Origin of the sequence: Halorubrum trapanicum (assembly GCF_017873555.1) — an archaeon.
GTDB lineage: Archaea > Halobacteriota > Halobacteria > Halobacteriales > Haloferacaceae > Halorubrum > Halorubrum trapanicum.
On the sequence record NZ_JAGGKE010000016.1, the window covers coordinates 19,760 to 40,283 of the forward strand.

General features: G+C 68.9%; 19 protein-coding genes. 5 read left to right on the forward strand and 14 right to left on the reverse strand.

Annotated features, from left to right (window positions below; genetic code table 11):
- Positions 1-25: 25 nt before the first annotated feature.
- The 7 genes from ilvN to J2744_RS14040 form a co-directional block, all read right to left on the reverse strand.
- Complete coding sequence (gene ilvN, locus J2744_RS14010; protein WP_210113868.1) at positions 26-745, reverse strand: acetolactate synthase small subunit; 720 nt, start codon at positions 743-745, stop codon at positions 26-28.
- On the reverse strand, positions 742-2,553 hold the full coding sequence (ilvB, locus tag J2744_RS14015) for a biosynthetic-type acetolactate synthase large subunit (protein ID WP_210113869.1): 1,812 nt from the start codon (positions 2,551-2,553) through the stop codon (positions 742-744). Before ilvB ends, ilvN begins: the two co-directional genes overlap by 4 nt.
- A 406-nt stretch (positions 2,554-2,959) precedes the next feature.
- Entirely contained in the window at positions 2,960-4,141 is a 1,182-nt protein-coding gene (locus J2744_RS14020; protein ID WP_425544848.1) for a LeuA family protein, read from the reverse strand.
- Between the two features lie 345 nt (positions 4,142-4,486).
- Positions 4,487-5,308 (reverse strand): ABC transporter ATP-binding protein, encoded by an 822-nt coding sequence (locus tag J2744_RS14025; protein ID WP_210113870.1) that lies wholly within the window; start codon positions 5,306-5,308, stop codon positions 4,487-4,489.
- A complete protein-coding gene (locus J2744_RS14030; RefSeq protein ID WP_210113871.1) occupies positions 5,292-6,161 on the reverse strand; it encodes an ABC transporter permease in 870 nt (289 codons plus the stop codon). Before J2744_RS14030 ends, J2744_RS14025 begins: the two co-directional genes overlap by 17 nt.
- A 1-nt stretch (position 6,162) precedes the next feature.
- Positions 6,163-7,140, reverse strand: a complete 978-nt coding sequence (locus tag J2744_RS14035; RefSeq protein WP_210113872.1) for an aliphatic sulfonate ABC transporter substrate-binding protein — start codon at positions 7,138-7,140, stop codon at positions 6,163-6,165.
- Positions 7,141-7,396: 256 nt separating this feature from the next.
- Positions 7,397-7,675, reverse strand: a complete 279-nt coding sequence (locus J2744_RS14040) for a DUF7111 family protein (RefSeq protein WP_210113873.1) — start codon at positions 7,673-7,675, stop codon at positions 7,397-7,399.
- Positions 7,676-7,810: 135 nt separating this feature from the next.
- On the opposite strand from J2744_RS14040, the gene J2744_RS14045 reads away from it, so the two are divergent.
- Both J2744_RS14045 and menC read left to right on the forward strand, forming a co-directional pair.
- The gene (locus tag J2744_RS14045) at positions 7,811-8,740 is read left to right on the forward strand and encodes a 1,4-dihydroxy-2-naphthoate polyprenyltransferase (protein WP_210113874.1); all 930 of its coding nucleotides are present in this window, start codon (positions 7,811-7,813) and stop codon (positions 8,738-8,740) included.
- Positions 8,737-9,855: an o-succinylbenzoate synthase gene (gene menC / locus J2744_RS14050; protein WP_394357725.1), complete on the forward strand. Its 1,119-nt coding sequence runs from the start codon at positions 8,737-8,739 to the stop codon at positions 9,853-9,855. Before J2744_RS14045 ends, menC begins: the two co-directional genes overlap by 4 nt.
- 80 nt (positions 9,856-9,935) lie before the next feature.
- On the opposite strand, the gene J2744_RS14055 is transcribed toward menC, so the two are convergent.
- The gene (locus tag J2744_RS14055; RefSeq protein ID WP_210113875.1) at positions 9,936-10,370 is read right to left on the reverse strand and encodes a halocyanin domain-containing protein; all 435 of its coding nucleotides are present in this window, start codon (positions 10,368-10,370) and stop codon (positions 9,936-9,938) included.
- A gap of 124 nt (positions 10,371-10,494) precedes the next feature.
- Here J2744_RS14055 and J2744_RS14060 point away from each other — a divergent pair, with 124 nt between their 5' ends.
- The gene (locus tag J2744_RS14060) at positions 10,495-10,944 is read left to right on the forward strand and encodes a DUF5799 family protein (RefSeq protein WP_210113876.1); all 450 of its coding nucleotides are present in this window, start codon (positions 10,495-10,497) and stop codon (positions 10,942-10,944) included.
- Between the two features lie 46 nt (positions 10,945-10,990).
- Here the strand turns inward: J2744_RS14060 and J2744_RS14065 are convergent, their stop codons facing one another.
- The 3 genes from J2744_RS14065 to J2744_RS14075 all read right to left on the reverse strand — a co-directional run bounded on the left by J2744_RS14065 (position 10,991) and on the right by J2744_RS14075 (position 14,861).
- Positions 10,991-11,140, reverse strand: a complete 150-nt coding sequence (locus tag J2744_RS14065) for a DUF7557 family protein (RefSeq protein WP_017342927.1) — start codon at positions 11,138-11,140, stop codon at positions 10,991-10,993.
- 113 nt (positions 11,141-11,253) lie between these two features.
- Entirely contained in the window at positions 11,254-12,534 is a 1,281-nt protein-coding gene (locus J2744_RS14070) for an RNA-guided endonuclease InsQ/TnpB family protein (protein WP_210113877.1), read from the reverse strand.
- Between the two features lie 209 nt (positions 12,535-12,743).
- Positions 12,744-14,861, reverse strand: a complete 2,118-nt coding sequence (locus J2744_RS14075) for a hypothetical protein (RefSeq protein ID WP_210113878.1) — start codon at positions 14,859-14,861, stop codon at positions 12,744-12,746.
- Between the two features lie 143 nt (positions 14,862-15,004).
- Here J2744_RS14075 and J2744_RS14080 point away from each other — a divergent pair, with 143 nt between their 5' ends.
- Positions 15,005-16,060 carry a phosphotransferase family protein gene (locus tag J2744_RS14080; RefSeq protein WP_210113879.1) on the forward strand — a complete coding sequence of 352 codons (1,056 nt, stop codon included), beginning with the start codon at positions 15,005-15,007 and terminating at the stop codon, positions 16,058-16,060.
- Positions 16,061-16,090: 30 nt separating this feature from the next.
- Here J2744_RS14080 and J2744_RS14085 read toward each other — a convergent pair whose 3' ends face one another.
- Positions 16,091-16,888 (reverse strand): aldo/keto reductase, encoded by a 798-nt coding sequence (locus J2744_RS14085; protein WP_210113880.1) that lies wholly within the window; start codon positions 16,886-16,888, stop codon positions 16,091-16,093.
- A gap of 124 nt (positions 16,889-17,012) precedes the next feature.
- Here J2744_RS14085 and J2744_RS14090 point away from each other — a divergent pair, with 124 nt between their 5' ends.
- Positions 17,013-17,981 (forward strand): transcriptional regulator TbsP domain-containing protein, encoded by a 969-nt coding sequence (locus J2744_RS14090; RefSeq protein WP_210113881.1) that lies wholly within the window; start codon positions 17,013-17,015, stop codon positions 17,979-17,981.
- Between the two features lie 48 nt (positions 17,982-18,029).
- On the opposite strand, the gene J2744_RS14095 is transcribed toward J2744_RS14090, so the two are convergent.
- Together J2744_RS14095 and J2744_RS14100 are read right to left on the reverse strand one after the other, a co-directional pair.
- Complete coding sequence (locus tag J2744_RS14095; RefSeq protein WP_210113882.1) at positions 18,030-19,550, reverse strand: aldehyde dehydrogenase family protein; 1,521 nt, start codon at positions 19,548-19,550, stop codon at positions 18,030-18,032.
- Positions 19,551-19,611: 61 nt separating this feature from the next.
- On the reverse strand, positions 19,612-20,442 hold the full coding sequence (locus tag J2744_RS14100) for an RIO1 family regulatory kinase/ATPase domain-containing protein (protein ID WP_210113883.1): 831 nt from the start codon (positions 20,440-20,442) through the stop codon (positions 19,612-19,614).
- Between the last annotated feature and the right edge of the window lie 82 nt (positions 20,443-20,524).

Sequence of the window (20,524 nt, forward strand, 5' to 3'; positions counted from 1 at the left end):
GTGTGTTCGCGTGTGTTTTCGTGCGTCAGTCGTCGTGGGTGGTCGGTTCGCCAGCCGTCCCGGGCTTCTCTCCGGGCGCGGTCGGAGTGTCGCCGCGCGCGAGGGCGGTCGGTCCCGTCCGCGCGATCTCGACGATGCCGAACCGCTCGAACGCGCCGATCGCGTTGTCTATCTTGGCGTTGTCGCCGGTGAGCTCGACGGTGATCGTCTCCGGGCCGGCGTCGACCGTCCGTCCGTCGTACATCTCCGAGACGGCGTGGACCGCGGCGGGGTCGTCGGCCTCGACCTTCAGCAGGACGAGTTCGGAGGTGACCGCGTCGCCGGCGACCTCGCCGACCGAGATGACCGGCTTCAGCTTCGCCATCTGCTTTTCGATCTGGTCGATCCCGGGATCCGTCTCCTCGACGACCATCGTGATCCGCGAGTGGCCGTCGACGGTCGTCGGCCCGACGGTGAGGCTCTCGATGTTGAACTGGCGGCGGGAGACGAGTCCGGAGACGCGCGCGAGCACGCCCGGCTCGTCCTCGACGAGCGCCGAGATGACGGCGCGCCGCGACCCGTGTTCGGCCTCGACGACGGGGTCGATCCGGATCCCTTCGAGGTTCCGGCGCCCCTCGGGATGGTCGCGCTCGTCGGGACCGGGCTGCTCGCCCGGCAGGGGTCGGGAGTCGGTCTCCGGCGCGCCGGCGTCGGAGGCGGAGCCCCCGTCTGTCGCGGGCCGGGAGTCGGGCGAGTCGCCGCTCATAGCTGGTCCTCCGCGGCCGCGAACTTCCCGTTCGCGCCGCCGCTCGGCACCATCGGCAGGACGTTCTCCTCGGGGTCGACGTGGAAGTCGACCACGGCGGGACCCTCGTAGTCGAGCGCCTCCTCGACGGCGGGCGCGACCTCGTCGTAGTCGTCGACGCGGATCCCGAGGGCGCCGAACGCCTCCGCGAGCTTGTCGAACTCGGGCATCCACGTGTAGTCGGAGGCCATGTGGCGGCCCTCGTAGAAGGCGTCCTGCCACTGTCTGACCATCCCGATGTACTCGTTGTTGAGCACCGCGATAGTGACGTCCAGCTCCTCGCGGACGGCCACCGACAGCTCCTGCATCGTCATCAAAAAGGAGCCGTCGCCGTCGAAACACACCACGTCGCGGTCGCTCTCGCCCATCGTGTCGGCGGCGACGCGCGCGCCGACCGCGGCCGGCACGCCGTACCCCATCGTCCCCAGCCCGTGCGAGGAGACCCACGTCCGCGGCTCGGAGTACGTCCAGAACTGCGAGGCCCACATCTGGTGTTGGCCGACGCCCGTGGTGACGATGGCGTCGTCGTCGGTCGCCTCGTCGAACGCCTCGACGACGAACTGTGGCTTCAGCGGCTCGTCGTCGGGGGTCGCGTACGTGAGCGGGTACGTCTCCTTCCACTCCGCACACCGGTCGCGCCACGCCTCGGTGTCGGGCGCCTCGCGGACCGCCGCGGTCAACTGGTCCAAGACGCGCCCCGCGTCGCCGATGAGGGGGTAGTCGGCGTGGACGTTCTTCGAGATCTCCGCCGGATCGATGTCGACGTGGATCACCTCGGCCTCGGGCGCGAAGGTGTCGATCCCGCCCGTGAGCCGGTCGTCGAACCGCGTGCCGACCGCGATCAGGCAGTCGGTGTGAGTGATCGCGAGGTTCGCGTAGCCGGTGCCGTGCATCCCCGCCCACGAGAGACTGAGGTCGTCGTCCTCGGGGAACGAACCGATACCCGGCATCGTCGTCGTCACCGGGATCCCGAAGCTGCGGGCGAACGTCCGCGCCTCGTCGCTCGCGTCGGCCTTGATCACGCCGCCGCCGAACAGGCAGACTGGGCGCTCGGCCGACTCGATGGCGCGCGCCGCCTCCTCGACGGCGTCCGCGTCCGCGTTCGGGTCGGGGTCGGTGCCCGCGGGCGGCGTCGCCGGACCGGGCGTCCGGTCGGTCTCGTCCTGCGTCACGTCCTTCGGCAGGTCGACCAGCGTCGGACCGGGGCGCCCGGCCCGCGACAGCTCGAACGCCTCGCCGACGGTGTCGCCGACGGTGTCGGCCCCGCCCGCGAAGTAATTGTGCTTCGTGACCGGCCGGGTGACGCCGACCGTGTCGGTCTCCTGAAACGCGTCGTTGCCGACGAACTCCGTGGGGACCTGCCCGGTCAGCGCCAGCATCGCGTCCGAGTCCATGTCGGCGTCGGCGATGCCGGTGACGAGGTTCGTCGCGCCCGGCCCGGAGGTGGCCATACAGAGCCCCGGCTCGCCGGCGACGACGCCGTACGCGTCGGCCGCGTGGGCGGCGCCCTGCTCGTGGGCCATCGTCACGTGCCGGATGGACGAGTCGTACAACGCGTCGTAGACGGGCATGATCGCCCCGCCCTGAACGCCGAAGGCGGTCTTCGCGCCCGCGGCTTCGAGGGCGGCGACGACCGACTCGGCGCCGGTCGAGACGGCGCCCGCGGCGGGAGCGTCGTCGGCGTCGGGCGCCGAGTCGTCGGCTCCCGCCGCCGGCTCCGCGGAGCCGTCCGGGTCGTCCTCTCGTGTGTGTGCTGCTGTGTCGCTCATTGTCGTGGTGGTGTTCGGTGTGGCATCTGGCGGGTCGTGTCGGTCGCTGCGAACGCGGGACGGGCGGGGTCGCGGGTCCCGGCTCTGGAGCGAAGCTCCGTGCGTCGGAAACGGCCCGGCCGCCGGCGTTCGGCGGTGCGTCGCGTCGGTGAGGAAGGGGTAGTGTAGGGGGTCAGACCCCTACGATGATCGGCGCGACGGCTGCGGGAACGCCCGCTCGCTCCGCGGCCGTGGTGTGCCGTCGCATCTCGCTCGGAGCAACGCGGCCGGGGTATAAATTCCTGTCGGGGAACGCAACGCTCCGCCCCTCGACGGTCCCGGTGGGACCGTCGGGGACGACGCGCGGCTCTCTCTCGCGACCGCCCGCGCGGTCGCTCGGGGGGCGCTCCGGTCGAGGAGGGGGGCATCAGACCCGGACCTCCTCCTCCCGCGTGACGTCCGCCTCCTCGGCGAACCGCTCGACGTCGCCGGCCGTCACCTGCCGCTTCCCGGAGCCGTACTCCTTGACCCGCTTCGTGATCGTCCGGACCTCGCTGTCCGTCGGGTCGAAGCCGGCCTCTACCAAGTGCTTGCGCACGCTGTGGGTGCCGGTGTGTTTGCCTAGCACGAACTCGCGCTCGGCGCCCACCATCTCCGGGGTCATCACGCCGGTCTCGAACGTGTCGCTGTTCTCGATGACGCCGGCGGCGTGGATGCCCGACTCGTGGGCGAACGCGTTCCGCCCGGTGACGGGCTTGTTCGCCGGCACCGGGATGTCCGAGGCCTCCTCGACGATCCGAGCCAGCTTGGTGATCTGGGTCGTGTCGATGCCGGTGTCGACGCCGTACACCGACTCGACCGCCATGACGACCTCCTCGTAGGCGGCGTTGCCGGCGCGTTCGCCGATCCCGTTGACCGACACCTGCGCCTGCTCCGCGCCGTTCTCGAAGCCCATGACCGCGTTGGCCGCGGCCATGCCGAAGTCGTCGTGGGTGTGGACGTCGACGCGCGCGTCGGTCGCCTCGACGACGGCCGCCACCGTCTCGCCGAAGCTGGTCGGCATCCCGACGCCGCAGGTGTCGGGGATGTTGATCCAGTCGGTGCCCGCCTCGGAGACGGCCTCGACGATGTCCACCAGGTAGTCCGGGTCCGTCCGGGTGGCGTCCATCGGCGAGAACATACACTCGACGCCGGCGTCTTTGACCTGCTCGACGGCGTCGACCGCGCGTCCCTTCGCCTCTTCGCGGGTCGCGTGCATCGAGTCCTCCAGCTGAACGTCGCTGGTGGAGACGAACACGTGGACCATCTCGACGCCGGAGTCGATGGCTGCCTCGATGTCGCCCTCGACGACCCGCGCCAGCCCGCAGACCGTGGTGTCCGTGGCGGCGGCGATGTCGCTGACGGCCTCGAACTCCGCGTCCGAGTTGACCGGGAACCCCGCCTCGATGACGTGGGTGTTCATGTCGTCCAGCGTCGCCGCTATGCGGCGTTTTTCATCGTAGCTGAACGACGTCCGCGGTGACTGTTCTCCGTCTCGCAGGGTCGTGTCGAAGATCCGTACAGGACCGATTTCGACGTTAGAAGCTATTGTGCCCTGGAAGAACTCGATCCGCCGGGGTGTCCGACGAAGCCTCCGTGATGTCTGTCATCGGTTCACGACAAGACGGTCGGGTACTTAACGGTTTGGACGATCGCAAAATCGGGGCGGACCGGCAGTTCGAGTCGGCGGGTATTCTGATCGGAAAACCGCACGACAGCGACGGAATTGATACACCTTAAGGAGATTATACACACACCGAGGATCGCGGAGTGATTCCGATTCGGAAGTCGGTTAATAAGCGAGATAGACGTTCGTTTCGTTCGAAGCGCGGGCGACCGGCGGCTCGCGCGCGGCACGAGTCAGCGCTCCCCACGGGGCGGATATCGGTGGTCCGTCGACCGTTCGCGAACGCCGTTACCGCCCGAGCGACTCGGTCACCTCGCGGCGGAGCGCGACCAGGTCGGCGTCCGCCCGTTCGCGGGGGCGGTCGATGTCGACGTCGATGACCGACTCCACCGTCCCGGGCTGGCCGCCGAGGACGACGACCCGGTCCGCGAGGTAGACGGCCTCCTCGACGTCGTGGGTGACGAGGACGACCGTCGTCCCGCGTTCCTCCCACACGTCGAGCAGGTGGTCCTGCTGGTCCGCCTTCGTCAGCCGGTCGAGCGCCGAGAACGGCTCGTCGAGCAGCAGCACGGAGGGGTCGTACGCCAGTCCGCGCGCGAGCGACACGCGCTGGGCCATGCCGCCGGAGAGCTGGTCCGGGTGGCTCTCGGCGAACCCGTCGAGTCCGACGGTCTCGATCAGTTCGTCGACGCGTTCCCGGGCCGCCGGGCTCTCCGGATCGACGTCGGCCGGGAGACCGACCGCGACGTTCTCTCGCACGTCCGCCCAGTCGAGCAGCCGTGGCTCCTGGAACACCATGCCGACGGCGTCGCTGCCGCCGTCGCGGACGTCCGTCCCGTCGACTGTGACACGGCCGGCGAACTCCGGTTCCAGCCCCGAGAGCACGCGGAGCAGCGTCGACTTCCCGCAGCCCGAGGGACCGACGACGGCGACGAACTCCCCGTCCGCGACCGCAAGGTCGACGCCGTCGAGCGCGACCGTGTCGTCGTACCGCTTCCGGAGGCCCTCGACCGCGAGGACGGGGTCGGCGTCCGACGCGGCGGCGGCCGACCCGGCGGCGTCCGCCTCGCCGGTCGGCGTCGTCGAGTCGGCGTCAGCGTCCGACGACACGGTCTCTCACCTCCTTCACCGCGACGTCCGAGCAGTTGCCGAGGAACGCGAACAGCAGGATCGAACCCACGATGATGTCGGGCCGCGCGAGGGCCCGCCCGTCGCTCAGCAGGAACCCGATCCCCTGGCTCGCCGCGATCAGCTCGGCGGCGACGACGAACATCCACGCCAGCCCGACGCCGCCGCGGATCCCCACGAGCAGGTCCGGGAGCGCGGCCGGGAACACGACTCGGCGCAGCGACTCGACGCGGCCGAGGTCGTACACCTCCGCGACCTCCAGCAGCTCCTCGTCGACCGCCGCGATGCCCGTCGAGAGGTTGAGGTACACGGGGAAGAACGCGCCGACGGCGATGAGCAGTACCTTCGCTGTCTCGCCGATGCCGAACCAGAGGAGGAACAGCGGCACCCAGGCGAGCGACGGGATGTTCTTCAGACTCTGTAAGAGCGGATCGAGCAGGTCGCTCGCCGTCCGCGAGAGACCGGTGAGAGTCCCGAAGACGGTCCCGACGATGATTCCGAGACCCGCGCCCAGCGCCACGCGCTGGAGCGTGATAGCGACGTGGTCCCACAGCTCGCCGGACGCCGCCATCCCGTAGAGCGTCTCGGCCACCCGGAGCGGCGCCGGCAGCTGGTAGGCGGCGAAGACGCCGGTCGCGACGAGGAAGTGCCAGACAACGACGAGACCGATCGGGACGAGCAGCCCGAGCAGCGGTCGGAACCGGTCGGGGGAGGGGAGCGGAACCGGACCGAGACTGGGGGATTCGGAGCGGTGGACCGACCCGCCGGCCTCCGACCCGGTGCCGGAGTCGGACTCGCGGGAGACGTCCGACTCCCGGCGGGTGTCGGCGGCCATCTCAGACGACCTCGCTCGCGAACTCGGAGTCGATCAGCTCGTCGACGTTCCCGGCGGGGTCGGCGTCGTCGGTCACGAGGCCCTCGCGTTCGAGGATCGGCGAGAGGTTCGACAGGAGTTCACGGTGCGGGTCGCCGGGGATCGGCCGGGAGAGGTCGTTCCGCTGGGTGAACACGCGCTCCGCGACCGGCGCCGACATCTCGGAGGCGTCGGCGAGGATCCCAGCGGTCTCCTCGGGGTTCTCGACGGCCCACTCGCGGCCGCGCTCGTAGGTCTCTATCACGCGGCGGGCGTCCTCGGTGCGGTCCGAGAGGAACCCGTCGAGGAAGTTCAGGAAGCCGTAGGTGTTGTACCGCGGCTCGCGGAAGAACAACTCCGCGCCGTCGTGTTCCAGCTCCAGTTCGGCCATGTGGGGGTCGAGACCGGCCCACGCGTCGACCTCGCCGCGGACCAGGGCGGACTGGCCCTCCGGGTGCTGGAGGTTGACGACCTCGACGTCCTCCTCGCTCAGGCCCGCGTCGTCGAGCGCCTGAAGCAGGAAGAAGTACGGGTCGGTCCCGCGGGTGGCGGCGACGCGGCTCCCTTCGAGGTCCTCGACGGACGAGATTCCGGTCTCCTCGAAGGTGACGAGCGCGGTCCACTCCGGCTCCGAGTAGATGTACGGCGTCGTGATCGGCACGCCGTTCGTGCGGGCCATCAGCGCCGCGATGCCGGCGGTCGAGGAGACGTCCGCCTCGCCGCTCTGGGCGTACTCGTTCGCCTGGTTGCTCCCGAGGCTCAACACCCACTCGACGTCGGAGCCGGTGTCCGCGAACGCCTCTTCGAGCCAGCCCTTCTCGCGCAATACGAGACTGACCGGGTTGTAGTACGCGTAGTCGACCGTCACCGTCCCCGATTCGCCACCGCCCCCCGCGCAGCCGGCGAGCAGCGAGCCGCCGATCGCCGCGCCGGTACCGCGCAGGAATTGTCGTCGCTCCATCGTGACTCTCCCTTTCGGTGCCACGCATAAGGTGATATGGCTACTGAGAATATTCAACTACGACTATGATGTCTTATGGTTATTTATTTTCGAGGATGGGCGTCGTTCACACGGGCTTCGATCGCCGTTTCACGCCCGCTACCAGCCGGTCGTTCGTTCGTGACCGGATCCCGACTACTGCCGAAGCCGTTCGGCTCGCGTTCCGGGTAGCGGACTATGTTGCTGGTTAGTCGCGGTCCGGACGCCGACGGGCCAGCTACATTCCCATGTCGGCGGCGGCGTCCGGCACCGGGAGGTCGGAGACCGCGACGCCGAGCAGCTCCGCGGCGTGATCGAGCGCCATGTCGAACCCGTAGTACCGCTCCAACTCGTCGCCGTCGGGACCGGTCCGGACCTTCAGCATGGCGTACCCCTCGGCGTTCTGCGCGACGGTCGCCTCGCGACTGTCCCGCGAGAAGGTGAGCAGGCGCTCGCCGCCGGTCTCCTCGTACCGCGCCGCGACCCCGTTCGCCGACGCGGTCTCCGTGTCGGTCATACGCTCGATACGGACCGATCCCTGTCGAATCTGTCGGTCGCCACGTGGCTTCGAACCCGCGTCGAACCGTTCCGCGGCGACCCACGACGATCCGCGATGGCAACCTTAAGGGACGGCACGCACCAACTCTCGGCAATGAGTACCGAGGTGACACGTCGACGGGCGTGGGTGATCGCCGCCCGGCCCCAGACGCTTCCCGCCGCGGCCGCGCCGGTGATCGTCGGCGTCGGGCTGGCGCTCGACGCCGGGGTGTTCGCCCCGCTGCCCGCGCTGGCGGCGCTCGTGGGCGCGGCGCTGATCCAGGTCGGCACGAACTTCGCGAACGACTACTACGACGCTATCCAGGGCGCCGACACCGACGACCGCGAGGGGTTCACCCGCGTCGTCGCCAGCGGCCTCATCGAGCCGGCCGAGGTGAAGCGGGCGATGTGGCTGACGTTCGCGGCCGCGATCGGCGTCGGCACCTACCTCGTCGCCGTCGGCGGCGTCCCCATCCTCGTGATCGGACTCGCCTCCGTCGCGGCCGGGATCGCCTACACCGGCGGGCCGTACCCCCTCGGCTACCACGGGCTGGGCGACCTCTTCGTGTTCGTCTTCTTCGGCGTGATCGCCGTGACCGGGACCTACTACGTTCAGGCCGCCGCGCTGCTGTCCGGGTGGTTCCCCGTCGGGATCCCCGACGGGACCGTCGCGCTCGCGGCGGTCGTCGCGAGCCTCCCGATCGCCGCGCTGTCGACGAACATCCTCGTCGTCAACAACCTCCGGGACCGCGAGGAGGACGCCTCGACCGGCAAGCGCACGCTCGCCGTCCGGTTCGGCTACCGGTTCGCCCGCGCCGAGTACCTCGCGATGCTCGCCGTCGCGTACCTTGCCCCGCTGTGGTTCGTCGCGCGCGGCGACGGTCTCCCGACCCTGCTCCCGCTCGTCACCCTCCCGCTGGCGGCGACCGTCGCGCGGACGGTGCTGACGGAGACCTCCGGCGAGGCGCTCAACCCCGCGCTCGAATCGACCGGCAAGCTGCTCGCGGCGTACGCCGTCGCGTTCGCGGTCGGGCTGGCGGCGTGACCGGCGACCGTCCGCTCGGCGGGGATCCGACCGACACGATGCGGCATCGCCCGTTCGCGCTCGACCTGACCCGCCCGCTTGGCACCGCACACGGCGAGGTCCGCAGCCGAGACGGGTTCCTGATCACCGTCGAGCGCGAGAGCGACGACTCGCCCGTCTCCGGCGTCGGCGAGGCGACCCCGCTTCCGGGGTGGACCGAGTCGTACGAGGCCTGCGCGGCCGCGCTGGACGAGCGCGCGGGCTCCGACGGCACGGAATGGCCGCCGGATTTCCCGGATGCCGAGGCGACGCCGGCCGCCCGCCACGGCGTCTCGCTGGCGCTCGTCGACCTCGCGGCCCGTGATTCCGGGGAGCGGCTCGCGGACCGGCTCGCTGCCGAAGCCGCTGTCGACTCGACGCCGGCGGACGCCGTCCCGGTCAACGCGACCGTCGGAGACGGCGAGCCGGCCGAAACCGCCGCCGAGGCGGAACGAGCGGTCGACGAGGGGTTCGACTGCCTCAAGCTGAAGGTCGGCGTCCGCGAGGTCGACGCCGACGTCGAGCGCGTCCGCGCGGTCCGCGAGGCGGTCGGCGACGAGATCGCGATCCGTGTCGACGCGAACGGGGCGTGGGACCGCGAGACGGCGCGGAGCGCGCTCGACGCGCTGGCCGCGTTCGACCTCGCGTACGTCGAGCAGCCGCTTCCGGCGGACGAGCTCGACGGGCTGGCGGCGCTCCGCGGGATCAGCGGCGGCTCAGGGGTTCCGATCGCTGTCGACGAATCGGTCGCAGTTCGCGGGATCGACGCCGTCTTGGCGGCGAACGCCGCCGACGCGACGGTTCTCAAACCGATGGCGCTCGGCGGTCCGGACCGCGCGCTGGCGGCCGCACTCCGGGCGCGGTCGGCCGGGGTCGACCCGGTCGTCACCACCACCATCGACGCCGTCGTCGCGCGGACAGCCGCCGTCCACGTCGCGGCCGCGATTCCCGACGTGTCGCCCTGCGGACTCGCGACCGGGTCGCTGCTCGACGAGGACCTGGCGCCCGATCCGTGTCCGGTCGCGGACGGACGGATGGAAGTCCCGTCCGGTCCGGGACTCACGGGCGACGCGTTCGACGAACTGCGGCGTTCGTAGCGGGCGCGCTCGACGGACTCGGTCGGGGGTCCGGCCGGAAAAGAGGAGAAGAGAAGGGGACGGGAAGAAGGAGAGGGAACTCAGTCGTCGTCGGGCGAGACGACCTCGACGCTGCCGCGCATGCCGCGGGTCTGGTGGGGCGTACAGACGTACTCGTGGGTTCCCGGCGTCTCGAACGCGCGTTCGAAGGTGTGTCCCTCCTCGGCGACGAGGTCGGAGGCGAACGAGCCGTCGACCGCGTACACGTCGTGTCCCCCGCCCTTCCCGGTCCACTCCCAGACGACGGTCGTCCCGGCGTCGACCCGGACGTGTGCGGGCGCGTACGAGAAGCCGTCGTCAGCGCCGACGGCGACCGCGACGGTCGCCTCGCCGGTCCGGTCGACCCGGTCGTCGGCCGACCCGCCGGCGGCGTCGCTTCCCGAACCGGGGAGAACCGCGTCGACACAGCCCGCGAGGGCGGTCGCGCTCGCGGTCCCCGCGGCGGCGAGGAGAGCGCGACGGCTGCTGTCTCTCATATCGCGACGGAGGGCGTCCGGCGTCTAAACTCCTCCGCGTCGTCTCCCGGCGCGGGAACGGATCGGGGTCGACCGCTCGCCACGGGGGAACGGACTTTTCACCGCGACCGTCGAACGGAGGCGTATGAGCGAGTGGACCGACGCTATCGTCGGCGAGCGGATGACCGTCGACAACCAGTTCAACGAGCGCGTCGCGGCGTCGCGCTTCTCCAGCCAGGAGTGGGGACTGATCATGACGGCGACCGAACTGGAGATCGAAAACGCCGGCGACCCGGAGACCGCTCGCGTCGTCGCGGACACGTCGAGCCTCCCGGCGATCATGCCCGAACTGGAGAACCTCCGGTCGCAGATGTCGGGGATGGGCGGCGCCCCCGGCGGCGACTCCGGCGGGTCGGGCGGGGGTCTCGTCGACTCGATCAAGGGCGCGCTCGGTCTCGGCGGAGGCGGCGGCGGGTCCTCAGACGAGGAGTTGGAAGCCGCGGAGCGCCTCGTCCAGGAGTACGCCGACGAGCTACAGGCGCACCTGGAGGAGGTCGGCAAGTGGGAGCAGGTCCGCGTCGCGTATCAGGAGTAGGGTCGCCTCGCGGCGGCAGCGGCCGCGAGCGGTCGTCCGACCGTCGTCACTCCACGTCGCTGCCGCGGAACAGCGTCAGTTCCTCCGCCTCGTAGATGCTGATGAGTTCGCTGACGATCTCGTCGTACTCCTCGTCGTCGACCCGGAGCGCGTCCAGCCGCTCGACCGTCTCCTCGTCGAGGTGAATCTGAGGCATACGCGGCGGTTCGTCGCCCGAGGAATAAAAAATACCGGCGGGCTTGACATCCTCCCCGCGCTGAAGCGCGAGGATTCCCACGGCACCGTACCGCTGGGTTGGGATATTGTGGTTTACGACGTAACCCGTTCTTGAGGCGCGAATGCGCCAGTTTCCTTGTCAAACAAGAACGTCGATGGCTGTGCCAACCAGCCGTTACTCCTATTCACCGAGAGACTCGGTGAACTCGGAGATACTTTCTGCCGAATGTTCTCAGCGCCGTTCACATCTGCGTTCGCCACTGTCCCGCACTCATCGCAGACGTACAGTCCGCGTTCAACACGGTTCGCGTCACGCTTCCGGCCACAGCACGAACACGACTTCGAGGTATCCCGCTCAGACACGTACTCGACCGTGATGCCTTCCATCTCGGCCTTGTATTCGAGAAGGTCGGTGAACCGGTCGAACGCCCACGAGTGTAGGTCGAGATTACCGTGCTTATCCCAGTCTTTCGACTCGCCGTTCTCCGCATCCTCACGGATGCCGGAGAGATCGCCCACCACGATAGTTTCAATTTCCTCGTCAACACACCGCTGGACAATATGTTTGGAAAGGGTGTGGAAGTAGTGGGTGCGGCGGGCCGACTTCTTCTGATTCAGCCGGGTGGCCTGCTCAGAGTCCGAGTCGTCACACCGAGCGATTCGCTTGCTGAAGTAGTAGTCGTCCTGTTTCAAGCAGTTCAGCGGGTACAACTCGCTGTGACCGTCTTCGTAGGCGAGCGCGGCGAAGTTGTTGATCCCGATATCAACACCGACTGTCTTCTCACCGGGGGCTTCAGCCACGTCGATTTCGACCTTACAGACGAAGTGTAGTTCCCACTCGTCGCCCGTCCAGACAATCTTGACTTGTTGGACGTTCTCCACGGTGGAGAGGTCAACGTCCGGGCGAGTTTGGTACTTACACAGGACGAAATCCGACCAGTACTCTTTCAGGTTCGATCCTTTTGAGAGTCGAACGCGATCGTACTGCGTGTCGAGTTTGAAGCCTTTCTGTTTGAACGTGACCGTGGAACGCGGGTGTTTGTCGCCGTGTTTGCGGTAGCCGGGCGGGTTCGCTTTCGTATCCCCGTTTTGTCGGTTGCCGTACCAACCGCTGAACGCCTCAGCGAGTTCTTGAAGGACTCGCTGACTTGACTGCGAATGCAGGTCATCATAGCGTTCGTGGCTTTTGAGGTACGCGGTGAGTTCGTTGTGGTTCGGGATGTGATCGATTTCATTCCAGATTCGGCTACATGTCCACCGTCCGACGTTCCAGAGTTTTGAGGCTGCGAACCCGAGCGAATCAAGGTCGTCTTGCACCCGAGACTGATTCCGTATGGAAGCAGTGTAGGTGCGAGTAACGACCTGTTTCGCCATATGTAACCTATGTAGATCAACTTACTTGAAGGTGTGTATTGAAGCAGCGTGGAATATCCAGCTGTGCCATCGAACGGTGGACTGTGAAGAATAGTGTCGGATTCATCCCCGCGCTAAAGCGCGAGGCTTTCTCCTTGTACTTCCGGTAAGACTCCGGGAACGCGGGCGAGAACGGATCGGCGGGATGTGGAAACGGCGCAGGGACCGGTTCAGTCGTGCCACCGCGACTCGACGCCCGACTCGGGATTCGATTCCGGCGGATCGTCTGCGGCGAGCGCGCGGCGGGCCGAGGCCTCGATGTCCTCGGCGGTGAGTTCGTCGTTCTGGAGAACGATGTCGCCGAACAGGCGAAGCACGGGTCCCTTTTGACCGTGTAAATAGAGAATCTCTGACGTGTCCGCTTTTCCGATATTGCGCTCTGTTCCGGACAGAAACGGCGTCGAGTCGAGGAACTCAACAACAACTTGATGATCCGTCCCGAGCAGTACCTCTGTCGAGAGGAACGACCGAAAGCGAACTTGGAACGAGTCCGGTGCGGTAGGATAAAACGAGCAGAACTGCGTCGGGAGTCTTCTATCGATGGCAGCAACACTTCCGGGGTCACCGACGAATCGTACCTTCGGATCGGTCGAGTCAAACGTCAGTTGCGCTGCGATAACAATCGGACATCCCGCAGTAAGCAGGCCGACAAACGTCCGAATTCGGTGCGGTTCGAGGCGCCTCTCGAATGCTGCTCCGCTCAGACTACCCCGGTCGACCGCGTCGACGGCAGCGCTAATTTCGCTGTTCCCTTCGAACACGGATACGACCGGGGCCTGGGGGCCTGAACCGTCGTTTCCATCCGTTATCTCGACGGAGCCGTCTACAGCCTCAACGGCACCGTTCCGTATCGGAAGTTCACAAAAAACGAGATCGAGTTCGGGATCTGATAAGCGATCAGCAACCACCTCCCGATTCGGGTCGGCATACACGGTCCACGACCCGATTCCGTCAGGAACCGCGGGGTCGGTCACCACCGCTCTGAGCTTTCGCGCGCGGTCTTCCCCGTCACAGAGGAAGGCGATGGTCACGTCCCCGCGATCCGCTATCTCGCGCCGCAGTCGATTCTCGTAGGCCGTCGGTGTCAAAACGGACGTTCCGGCGGGGATCGGTTCCGTTTCGGGGGCCGGATCCGGGTCCACATCGGCGTCTATTCCGCCCGATATCGCTAACCCGGCAGGCGCGTCCTGTCGTACCGGGTCGGAAGCACCGCGGACGCGAATTGGGGCGAGGACGCGCGCGAGATGGGGGAGCAACTCCGCGGCCGCGGGCGTGGGACGCAAGGTGGCTTCTGTCGGCCACACAGGGGCGTACGGTGCGACGGTCTCGGGATCGACCTCCAGATACTCCATCAGCCGCTCGCTCATCGACAGGTCCGCGAGATTGGGCGGATAGAACGGGAGGTCCGGTCCGACTTCCTCGTACTCGTAGGGGTTCGACGGCGTGTACCCCTCTATCCGCGCGAGTGTGTCGAGGAAGAACCACGTGCGAAGGAGTTCTTCGACGCGGGATTCGAGCGGTCGTCCCTCGATTGGGAGTCGTTCTACGTAGCCGTTATCGAGCCGGATCGCCGGAACATCGCCGGTCCGAACCCGAGCGCCAAGATAGTACGAGAGCGTCGAGAGACGATACACGTCGGCGTACGTCGGTCGGACAGTCACCTCGATTCCGGTGGCCGGCGCGACGAGCGGACTCGGGATGTCGAGGGCGTCGCCGCGCTCGATCCGCGGCGGGTACCCGCGGAGGGTCGGCCACGAGCGCTCCGGCGAAAACTCCCTGATCGACGAGCCGAGTACCGACACCGCCTCAGCGAGAGCGGCGGGATCGTCGGGGACCGTGATCGTCGCTTCGGGGCGCGTGTGAAACGAGCGACCGCCGACCGTCACAGTACGTGGGCGGTCGAAGGCGAACTCGATAGGCTCGGAACTTCGAACCTCGCTCACCGCGATTTCGACGTCCGTCACCCGAATATACACCTTCGTTACCCCGTTGACTTCGATACAGTAGTCGCCGCGGGGGAACTCCGCCGCTTCACCGGGGCGTGCGATGAATTCGCCGTCGCCGTCGCGGACATTGACGCTCGAATACTTCGTGACCGACATCGACTCTGCCTCGAAACTGACCGCCCGGTCGACCGGAAGCGCAAAAAGTTCGGGAAGCGCTCGCGAGAGATCCGGCTCGCGGTCAACGCGGAACCGTAGCTGCTCGCCCTCGATCGTGTCGCGAACCGAGAGCGTCGTCCCGTCGACTTCGAACCCGATACGTCCGTCAGCTGACCTGCCGTTCACTGGATTAGTTTGATTCGCCAACACGTATGAGGGTATCGGTGATCGGTACGAACAGACACTCTGACGCATGTTCATAGAGTCCACGTGACACGTCCGGTAACCCTGACAACAATCTTAACATCGATCCGTTCGGACTGAACGTCATGGACGGCGCCGAATCGGAAGCGGTCGCGCGGGCGCTCTCCGACGCGTTCCCGGACCGGACCGTCGACCGGTTGACGGGCGTCGGTCCCTCCTGGAACGGCGCCAACGAGACGGTCGGCGTGGTCTTCGCCGACGGTACGCGTGCGTTCCTCAAGGTCGCACTCGCGGACGAGAGCCACCGGATCGCCCGCGAGTACGCCGTCCTCCGATACCTGCGGGCGAACGGACTGCTCCCGGTCCCGGAGGTGCTGGCGGCAGATCCCGACGGCGACCCGGCGTACCTCGCGACGGCGCCGGCGCCCGGCCGAGAGCTGCTGGGCGTCTACGAGGCCGCGAGCGACGAGGAACGCGAACGGCTGCTCCGCCGCGTCGGCGCCGCGCTCGCCGCGCTCCACGCCGACCGGTTCGCGGAACACGGCGAAATCGTCGGGTCCGGGACGGGGACCGGAACGGCCGTCAGCGGGGATGTGGCCGAGGGGAGCGACCCACCGACCGGGCTCTCGATCGAGTTCGCGTCGTGGACGGACGTGCTGCTCGCGACGGTCGAGCGGACCCGCGAGATCGGCACCTCCGAGCGGCTCTCGGGCCACTACGACGCGGTGATCGACTGCGTCCGCGCGAACCGAGAGCTGCTCGACCGCGCTCCGGCGGCGTTGCTCCACGGGGACGTCACCAAGCCGAACCTCTTCGTGACGACCGACGCGGACGAGGGCGGTGCGGTCGTCGGAGGCGGTCTCGGCGTCTCGCCGATCGACTGGGAGCTGTCGCACGTCGGCGACCCGGCCCGAGACCTGGTGCGGGCGGAGGACCAGCTGCTCAACGGGTTCGACTCGACCGGACCGGGTCGGTTCGCCGCGGCCCTTCGAGAGGGGTACCGCGACCGCGCCGGCGGGCTGCCGGAGGGATTTGAGCGCCGGCGTCCCGTCTACGAGGTCGTCAGGACGCTCGGGCGCTCGGGGTTCGTCGACCAGTGGGCGACGTACCTCGACGAGCCGATCGAGGCCTTGGTCGAGCGCGCTGACGCGGAGCTGCGGTCGCGCCTCGACGCGGTCTGAGCGCGACGGCGGAGCGGAGACGGCGACCCGTCAGCGGTTCCACGCCGCGTCGTCGGGATCGATCTGTCGTTCGCCGGGGTCGAGCGCGTCGATCGCGTCGAGGTCGGAATCGGATAAATCGATGTCGACCGCGCGCAGGTTCTCCCGGACGTGGTCGCCGCGCGCCTTCGGGATCGGCACGACGCCGCGGTCGAGCGCCCACGCGAGCGCGACGACCGCGGCCGAGAGATCGTTCCGCTCCGCGATCTCGGCGATCTCGGGATCGTCGAGTATCTCGCCGCGACCGAGCGGGGAGTAGCCGACGAGGCGGTGATCGAGCTCGGCGGCGAGGGCGCGCAGCCCCGGCTGCTGAAACCGCGGGTGACACTCGACCTGGTGGGCCGCGATCGGGGCGTCGAGGATCTCGTCGGCCTCGCGCAGCAGGTCGGGGGTGAAGTTCGAGACGCCGACGTGGTCCGTGACCCCGGCGTCGCGGAGGTCGTCGAACGCGGGCAGCGTCGCCGCCGCGTCGTACGTCCGGATCGGCCAGTGGACGTACAGGAGGTCGACGCGGTCGAGTCCGAGCCGGTCGAGGCTCGCGCGCGCCGTCTCGCGGACGTCGTCGGGCGAGAGGTTCTCCGGATGGATCTTCGTGGCGACGACCACGTCCTCGCGGTCGACGTCGCTCTCGGCGATCCCCGCGCCGACCGCGGCCTCGTTGTCGTACATCTGCGCGGTGTCGACGTGGCGGTAACCGGCCTCCAGCGCCGTCGCGACGGTGTCGGTACAGATCTCGGGGTCGTCGAGCCCGGACGTTCCGAGTCCGAGCGACAGGTCGAGCGGTGGCACGCCTTCGGGTTCCGAGCGCGGAGTGAAAAAGGCGCGCGAGCCGGCACGCCGCGCTCGGAACCCGAGCGTCTACGCGCTTCCGGCGTCCCCTACCCTTAATCCGTCGCGCCCGTAGGGTCGCTCGATGCCGACCGGTCCCGCGCTCCCCTCGACCACGGAGCCGATCACGCTGGGCGCGCTCTCCGACCCGATCCTCGTCGACCCCGGACCGCGACTGCTCCGTGCCGTCGTCGACGCGTACCGCGAGGCCGCGCCGGCGCTCGTCGAGCCGAGCGTCGCGGATCTGGCGGGCGAGGCGGGCGAGGCGGGCGAGGCGGGCGAGGCGGGCGAGGCGGGCGAGGCGGGCGAGGCGGGTGATGAAGACGATCTCGGCCGGTCCCGGAGCCTCCCCGCGCTGAAGGTGTTCGCCGGCGAGTCCGCGGTCGACGCCGCGACCGCGGGATTCCGATCGGCGAGCCGGTTCGCGGCGCTCGACGACACCGACGCAATGGACCTCCGCGTCCTCGACGCGCCGCAGTCGAACGCGGTGCTGGCGGACGACGAAACGGGGTTCGCGCTGATCGAGAGTGACGGCGCGGGCGAAAGCGACGAGGCGACAGACGAGGGAGTTCGGTGGCACCGCGTCGGCGACGACGCCTCGCTCCGCGAGCGCTACGCGTCGCGGTTCGCGGACGCCGAGCCGTATCGGCTTCGAACGCCGAGCCGGCGACGCGTGTACGAGGGGTTCGCGGCGCGGTGCGACGAGTCGGTCGCCGCCGCGGTGCTTCGCGCGCTCGACGCCGAGGTCGACGCGGATTCCGTCGGACCCGCAGGTCCCGACCCGGAGGGGACCCGGGTCCGCGCCTACGCGGTCGGCGCCCGGGAGGGCGTCCTCGACCGGACACTTCGGCGGGCCTGCGAGGACGCGGGACTCGGGAGTCCGTCGACGTTCACGCGGATAAAGCGGCTCCTGCGGGAGGCCGACCTGATCGAGACGGCCTCCGAGTCGCAGCCGGTCGGGCGCCCGCGGGAGCGGCTCGCGGCTCGCGGCGCGCTCGCGGCGGCCGAGACGCCGGAAGAGACGGCCGCGGCGGTTCGGGGCGTCACGGAGTGAGCGCGGCGTCGCGGACCGACGCGGAGAACTGGCGTTGGGACCGGGCCCTCAGTCGTCCTTCGTCTTGATGTCGGCCGAAAGCCCCTGCGCCATCTCGATCTCCTTCGAGTTGTTCAGGGTCCACGCGGTGCGGTCGGTGACGGCCTCGATCGCCTCGCGGGCGGAGGGGTAGCCGTTGCCGGACTTCTTCACGCCGCCGAAGGGGAGCTGGACCTCGGCGCCGATACACGGGAGGTTCCCGTACGCCAGCCCCAGCTCGGCGCGGTCGCGGTAGTAGTTGATCTGCCGGTAGTCCTCGGAGATGACCGCGCCCGCCAGCCCGTAGTCGACGTCGTTCTGGATCTCCACGGCGCGCTCGATGTCGCCGTCGTACTCCAGGAGGGCGACGTGGGGACCGAACACCTCCTCGCGGGTACACCGCAGGTCCGCGTCGGGGTCGGCCTCGTAGACGAACGGGCCGACCCAGTGGCCGTCCTCGTGGCCGTCCGGGATCTCCTCGGGGTCGAGTTCGGTCCGGTCGACGAGGACGTTCACGCCCTCCTCGCGGGCGAGCTCGTTGTACTCGGTGACCTTCTCGCGGTGTTCCGCCTCGATGAGCGGGCCCATGAACGTGTCCTCGTCGAGCGGGTCGCCGACCGCGACCGACTCCGCGACCTCGACGAACCGCCGCTTGAACTCGTCGTACACGTCGCTGTGGACGATCAGGCGCTCCGAGGAGACGCAGCGTTGCCCGGTCGTCTTGAAGGAGGACATCACCGCGGAGTGGACCGCGACGTCGAGGTCCGCCTCCTCGGTGACGACGATGGCGTTTTTCCCGCCCATCTCGCAGGCGGCCCGCTTGCCGGGGACGCCCCCGAGCTTGTCCTGGATGTGGTGGCCGACCTCCGCGGAGCCGGTGAAGAGCACCGTCGGGACGTCGTCGTTCTCGACGATCGCGTTGCCCGCGTCGCCGAACCCCTGAACCATGTTGAACACGCCGTCCGGGATCCCCGCGTCGTCGAACATCTCCGCGACGACCTGCGCGCACCACGGCGTCTGCTCGGCGGGCTTGAACACGACGGTGTTCCCCTCGACCAGCGCGATGGCCATGTGCCAGTACGGTATCGCGACCGGGAAGTTCCACGGCGTGATACAGCCGGTGACCCCCCGCGGCTTCCGACGCATGTACGCGTCCTTCGAGGGGATCTCCGAGGGGACGATGTCGCCCTTCGGGTGACGGGCGTCGCCCGCGGCCCACTCGACCATGTGCGCGGCCTCGACCACGTCCGCTTTCCCCTCCGAGATCTCCTTGCCGCACTCCTTCGAGACGATCGCGCCGAGTTCGTCGGTGCGGTCGCGGAGCTCGTGGTACACGTCCCAGAGGTACTCCGCGCGCTCGATCCGGGAGAGCTCGCGCCACTCCTCGAACGCCTCGTCCGCGGCCTCGACCGCGCGGTCGACGTCGTCGGGCGTCCCGCGTCGGAACTCGTCGAGCGACTCGCCCGTCGCGGGGTTCTCGCTCTCGAACGTCTCGGACCCGTCGCCGTCGACCCACTCGCCGTCGATGTAGTGCTGGTACGGCTGCGCCATGGACGCAATATTTGCTGGTCCGGGTAAAAAATCACCTCTCCGTCGACGCGAGCGCGCGAGACTATCTCGAAGCCTGTCCGTTCCCGGACCGGGGTTCGCCGGCCCGCTTGTCGACCTCGCCGCGCAGCTCCTCGGCGTCGAACTCGTGGTCCGGGCGGATCGCGACGAAGTCCGTGAACCGCTCGGCCGCGAGCAGGTCGTCGACCCCGTAGCTCCCGAGCGCCGCGTCGACGGCGTCGGCCGCGCCGATCAGCGGCTCCAGCGCCGCGAGCGCGCTCGCGAGGTCGTAGGCGCGCGCCGCCTCGCGACCGTCCCCGCTCACGCGGGTCGCGTCGATGACGTAGAGGTCCCCGTCCGCGACGAGGACGTTCTCGGCGCGGAGGTCGCCGTGCGCCAGCCCCGCGTCGTGGACCATCCGGAGCATCGCGAACAGATCGGGCGCGAGTTCGGCGACGGCCGCCGCGTCGAGCTCGCCCAGGGTGCGGAACTCCGGGAGGTACTCCAACACGAGGACGCCGAGGTCGCCGACCTCGAACGCCTCCACCGGCTCCGGCGCGTTGACCCCCAGCTCGCGCACGCGTCGGGTCGCCTCCAGCTCGTGGCGCGCCATCTCGTAGGGGGTCTCGTGTCGCTCGAAGAAGCCCTCGGTGCCGGCGGAGAACGCGCCGAGGTTCCGCCCCGTCGTGAACAGCGCGTGGACGAGGGTGTTCTGTCGGGTGATCACCTTCACGAAGAGGTCGTCGTCGACGACCATCGGCGTCGACAGCCAGTTGTCGGCGTCGAGGAACCGCACGCGCATCCCGTCGCGGTCGTACCGCTCCGCCAGCTCGCGCGCGACCCGCTCGATGTCGGGCCAGTCGACGCGCCCGCGGACGAGCTGCCGGAACTCCATACCGACGGAACGCGGCGACGCCTCATAAGTCGTCGGCTCCGTCGGCGGCGTGGAGCGGCCGCGACCGCCCCGGACGCGCCCG

Bases quoted from the DNA above. Each gene is read 5' to 3' on its own strand.
- ilvN (WP_210113868.1), bottom strand. From the start codon at position 745: ATGAGCGGCGACTCGCCCGACTCCCGGCCCGCGACAGACGGGGGCTCC.
- ilvB (WP_210113869.1), bottom strand. From the start codon at position 2,553: ATGAGCGACACAGCAGCACACACACGAGAGGACGACCCGGACGGCTCC.
- J2744_RS14030 (WP_210113871.1), bottom strand. From the start codon at position 6,161: ATGGCCGCCGACACCCGCCGGGAGTCGGACGTCTCCCGCGAGTCCGAC.
- J2744_RS14035 (WP_210113872.1), bottom strand. From the start codon at position 7,140: ATGGAGCGACGACAATTCCTGCGCGGTACCGGCGCGGCGATCGGCGGC.
- J2744_RS14040 (WP_210113873.1), bottom strand. From the start codon at position 7,675: ATGACCGACACGGAGACCGCGTCGGCGAACGGGGTCGCGGCGCGGTAC.
- J2744_RS14045 (WP_210113874.1), top strand. From the start codon at position 7,811: ATGAGTACCGAGGTGACACGTCGACGGGCGTGGGTGATCGCCGCCCGG.
- J2744_RS14055 (WP_210113875.1), bottom strand. From the start codon at position 10,370: ATGAGAGACAGCAGCCGTCGCGCTCTCCTCGCCGCCGCGGGGACCGCG.
- J2744_RS14060 (WP_210113876.1), top strand. From the start codon at position 10,495: ATGAGCGAGTGGACCGACGCTATCGTCGGCGAGCGGATGACCGTCGAC.
- J2744_RS14065 (WP_017342927.1), bottom strand. From the start codon at position 11,140: ATGCCTCAGATTCACCTCGACGAGGAGACGGTCGAGCGGCTGGACGCG.
- J2744_RS14070 (WP_210113877.1), bottom strand. From the start codon at position 12,534: ATGGCGAAACAGGTCGTTACTCGCACCTACACTGCTTCCATACGGAAT.
- J2744_RS14080 (WP_210113879.1), top strand. From the start codon at position 15,005: ATGGACGGCGCCGAATCGGAAGCGGTCGCGCGGGCGCTCTCCGACGCG.
- J2744_RS14090 (WP_210113881.1), top strand. From the start codon at position 17,013: ATGCCGACCGGTCCCGCGCTCCCCTCGACCACGGAGCCGATCACGCTG.
- J2744_RS14095 (WP_210113882.1), bottom strand. From the start codon at position 19,550: ATGGCGCAGCCGTACCAGCACTACATCGACGGCGAGTGGGTCGACGGC.
- J2744_RS14100 (WP_210113883.1), bottom strand. From the start codon at position 20,442: ATGGAGTTCCGGCAGCTCGTCCGCGGGCGCGTCGACTGGCCCGACATC.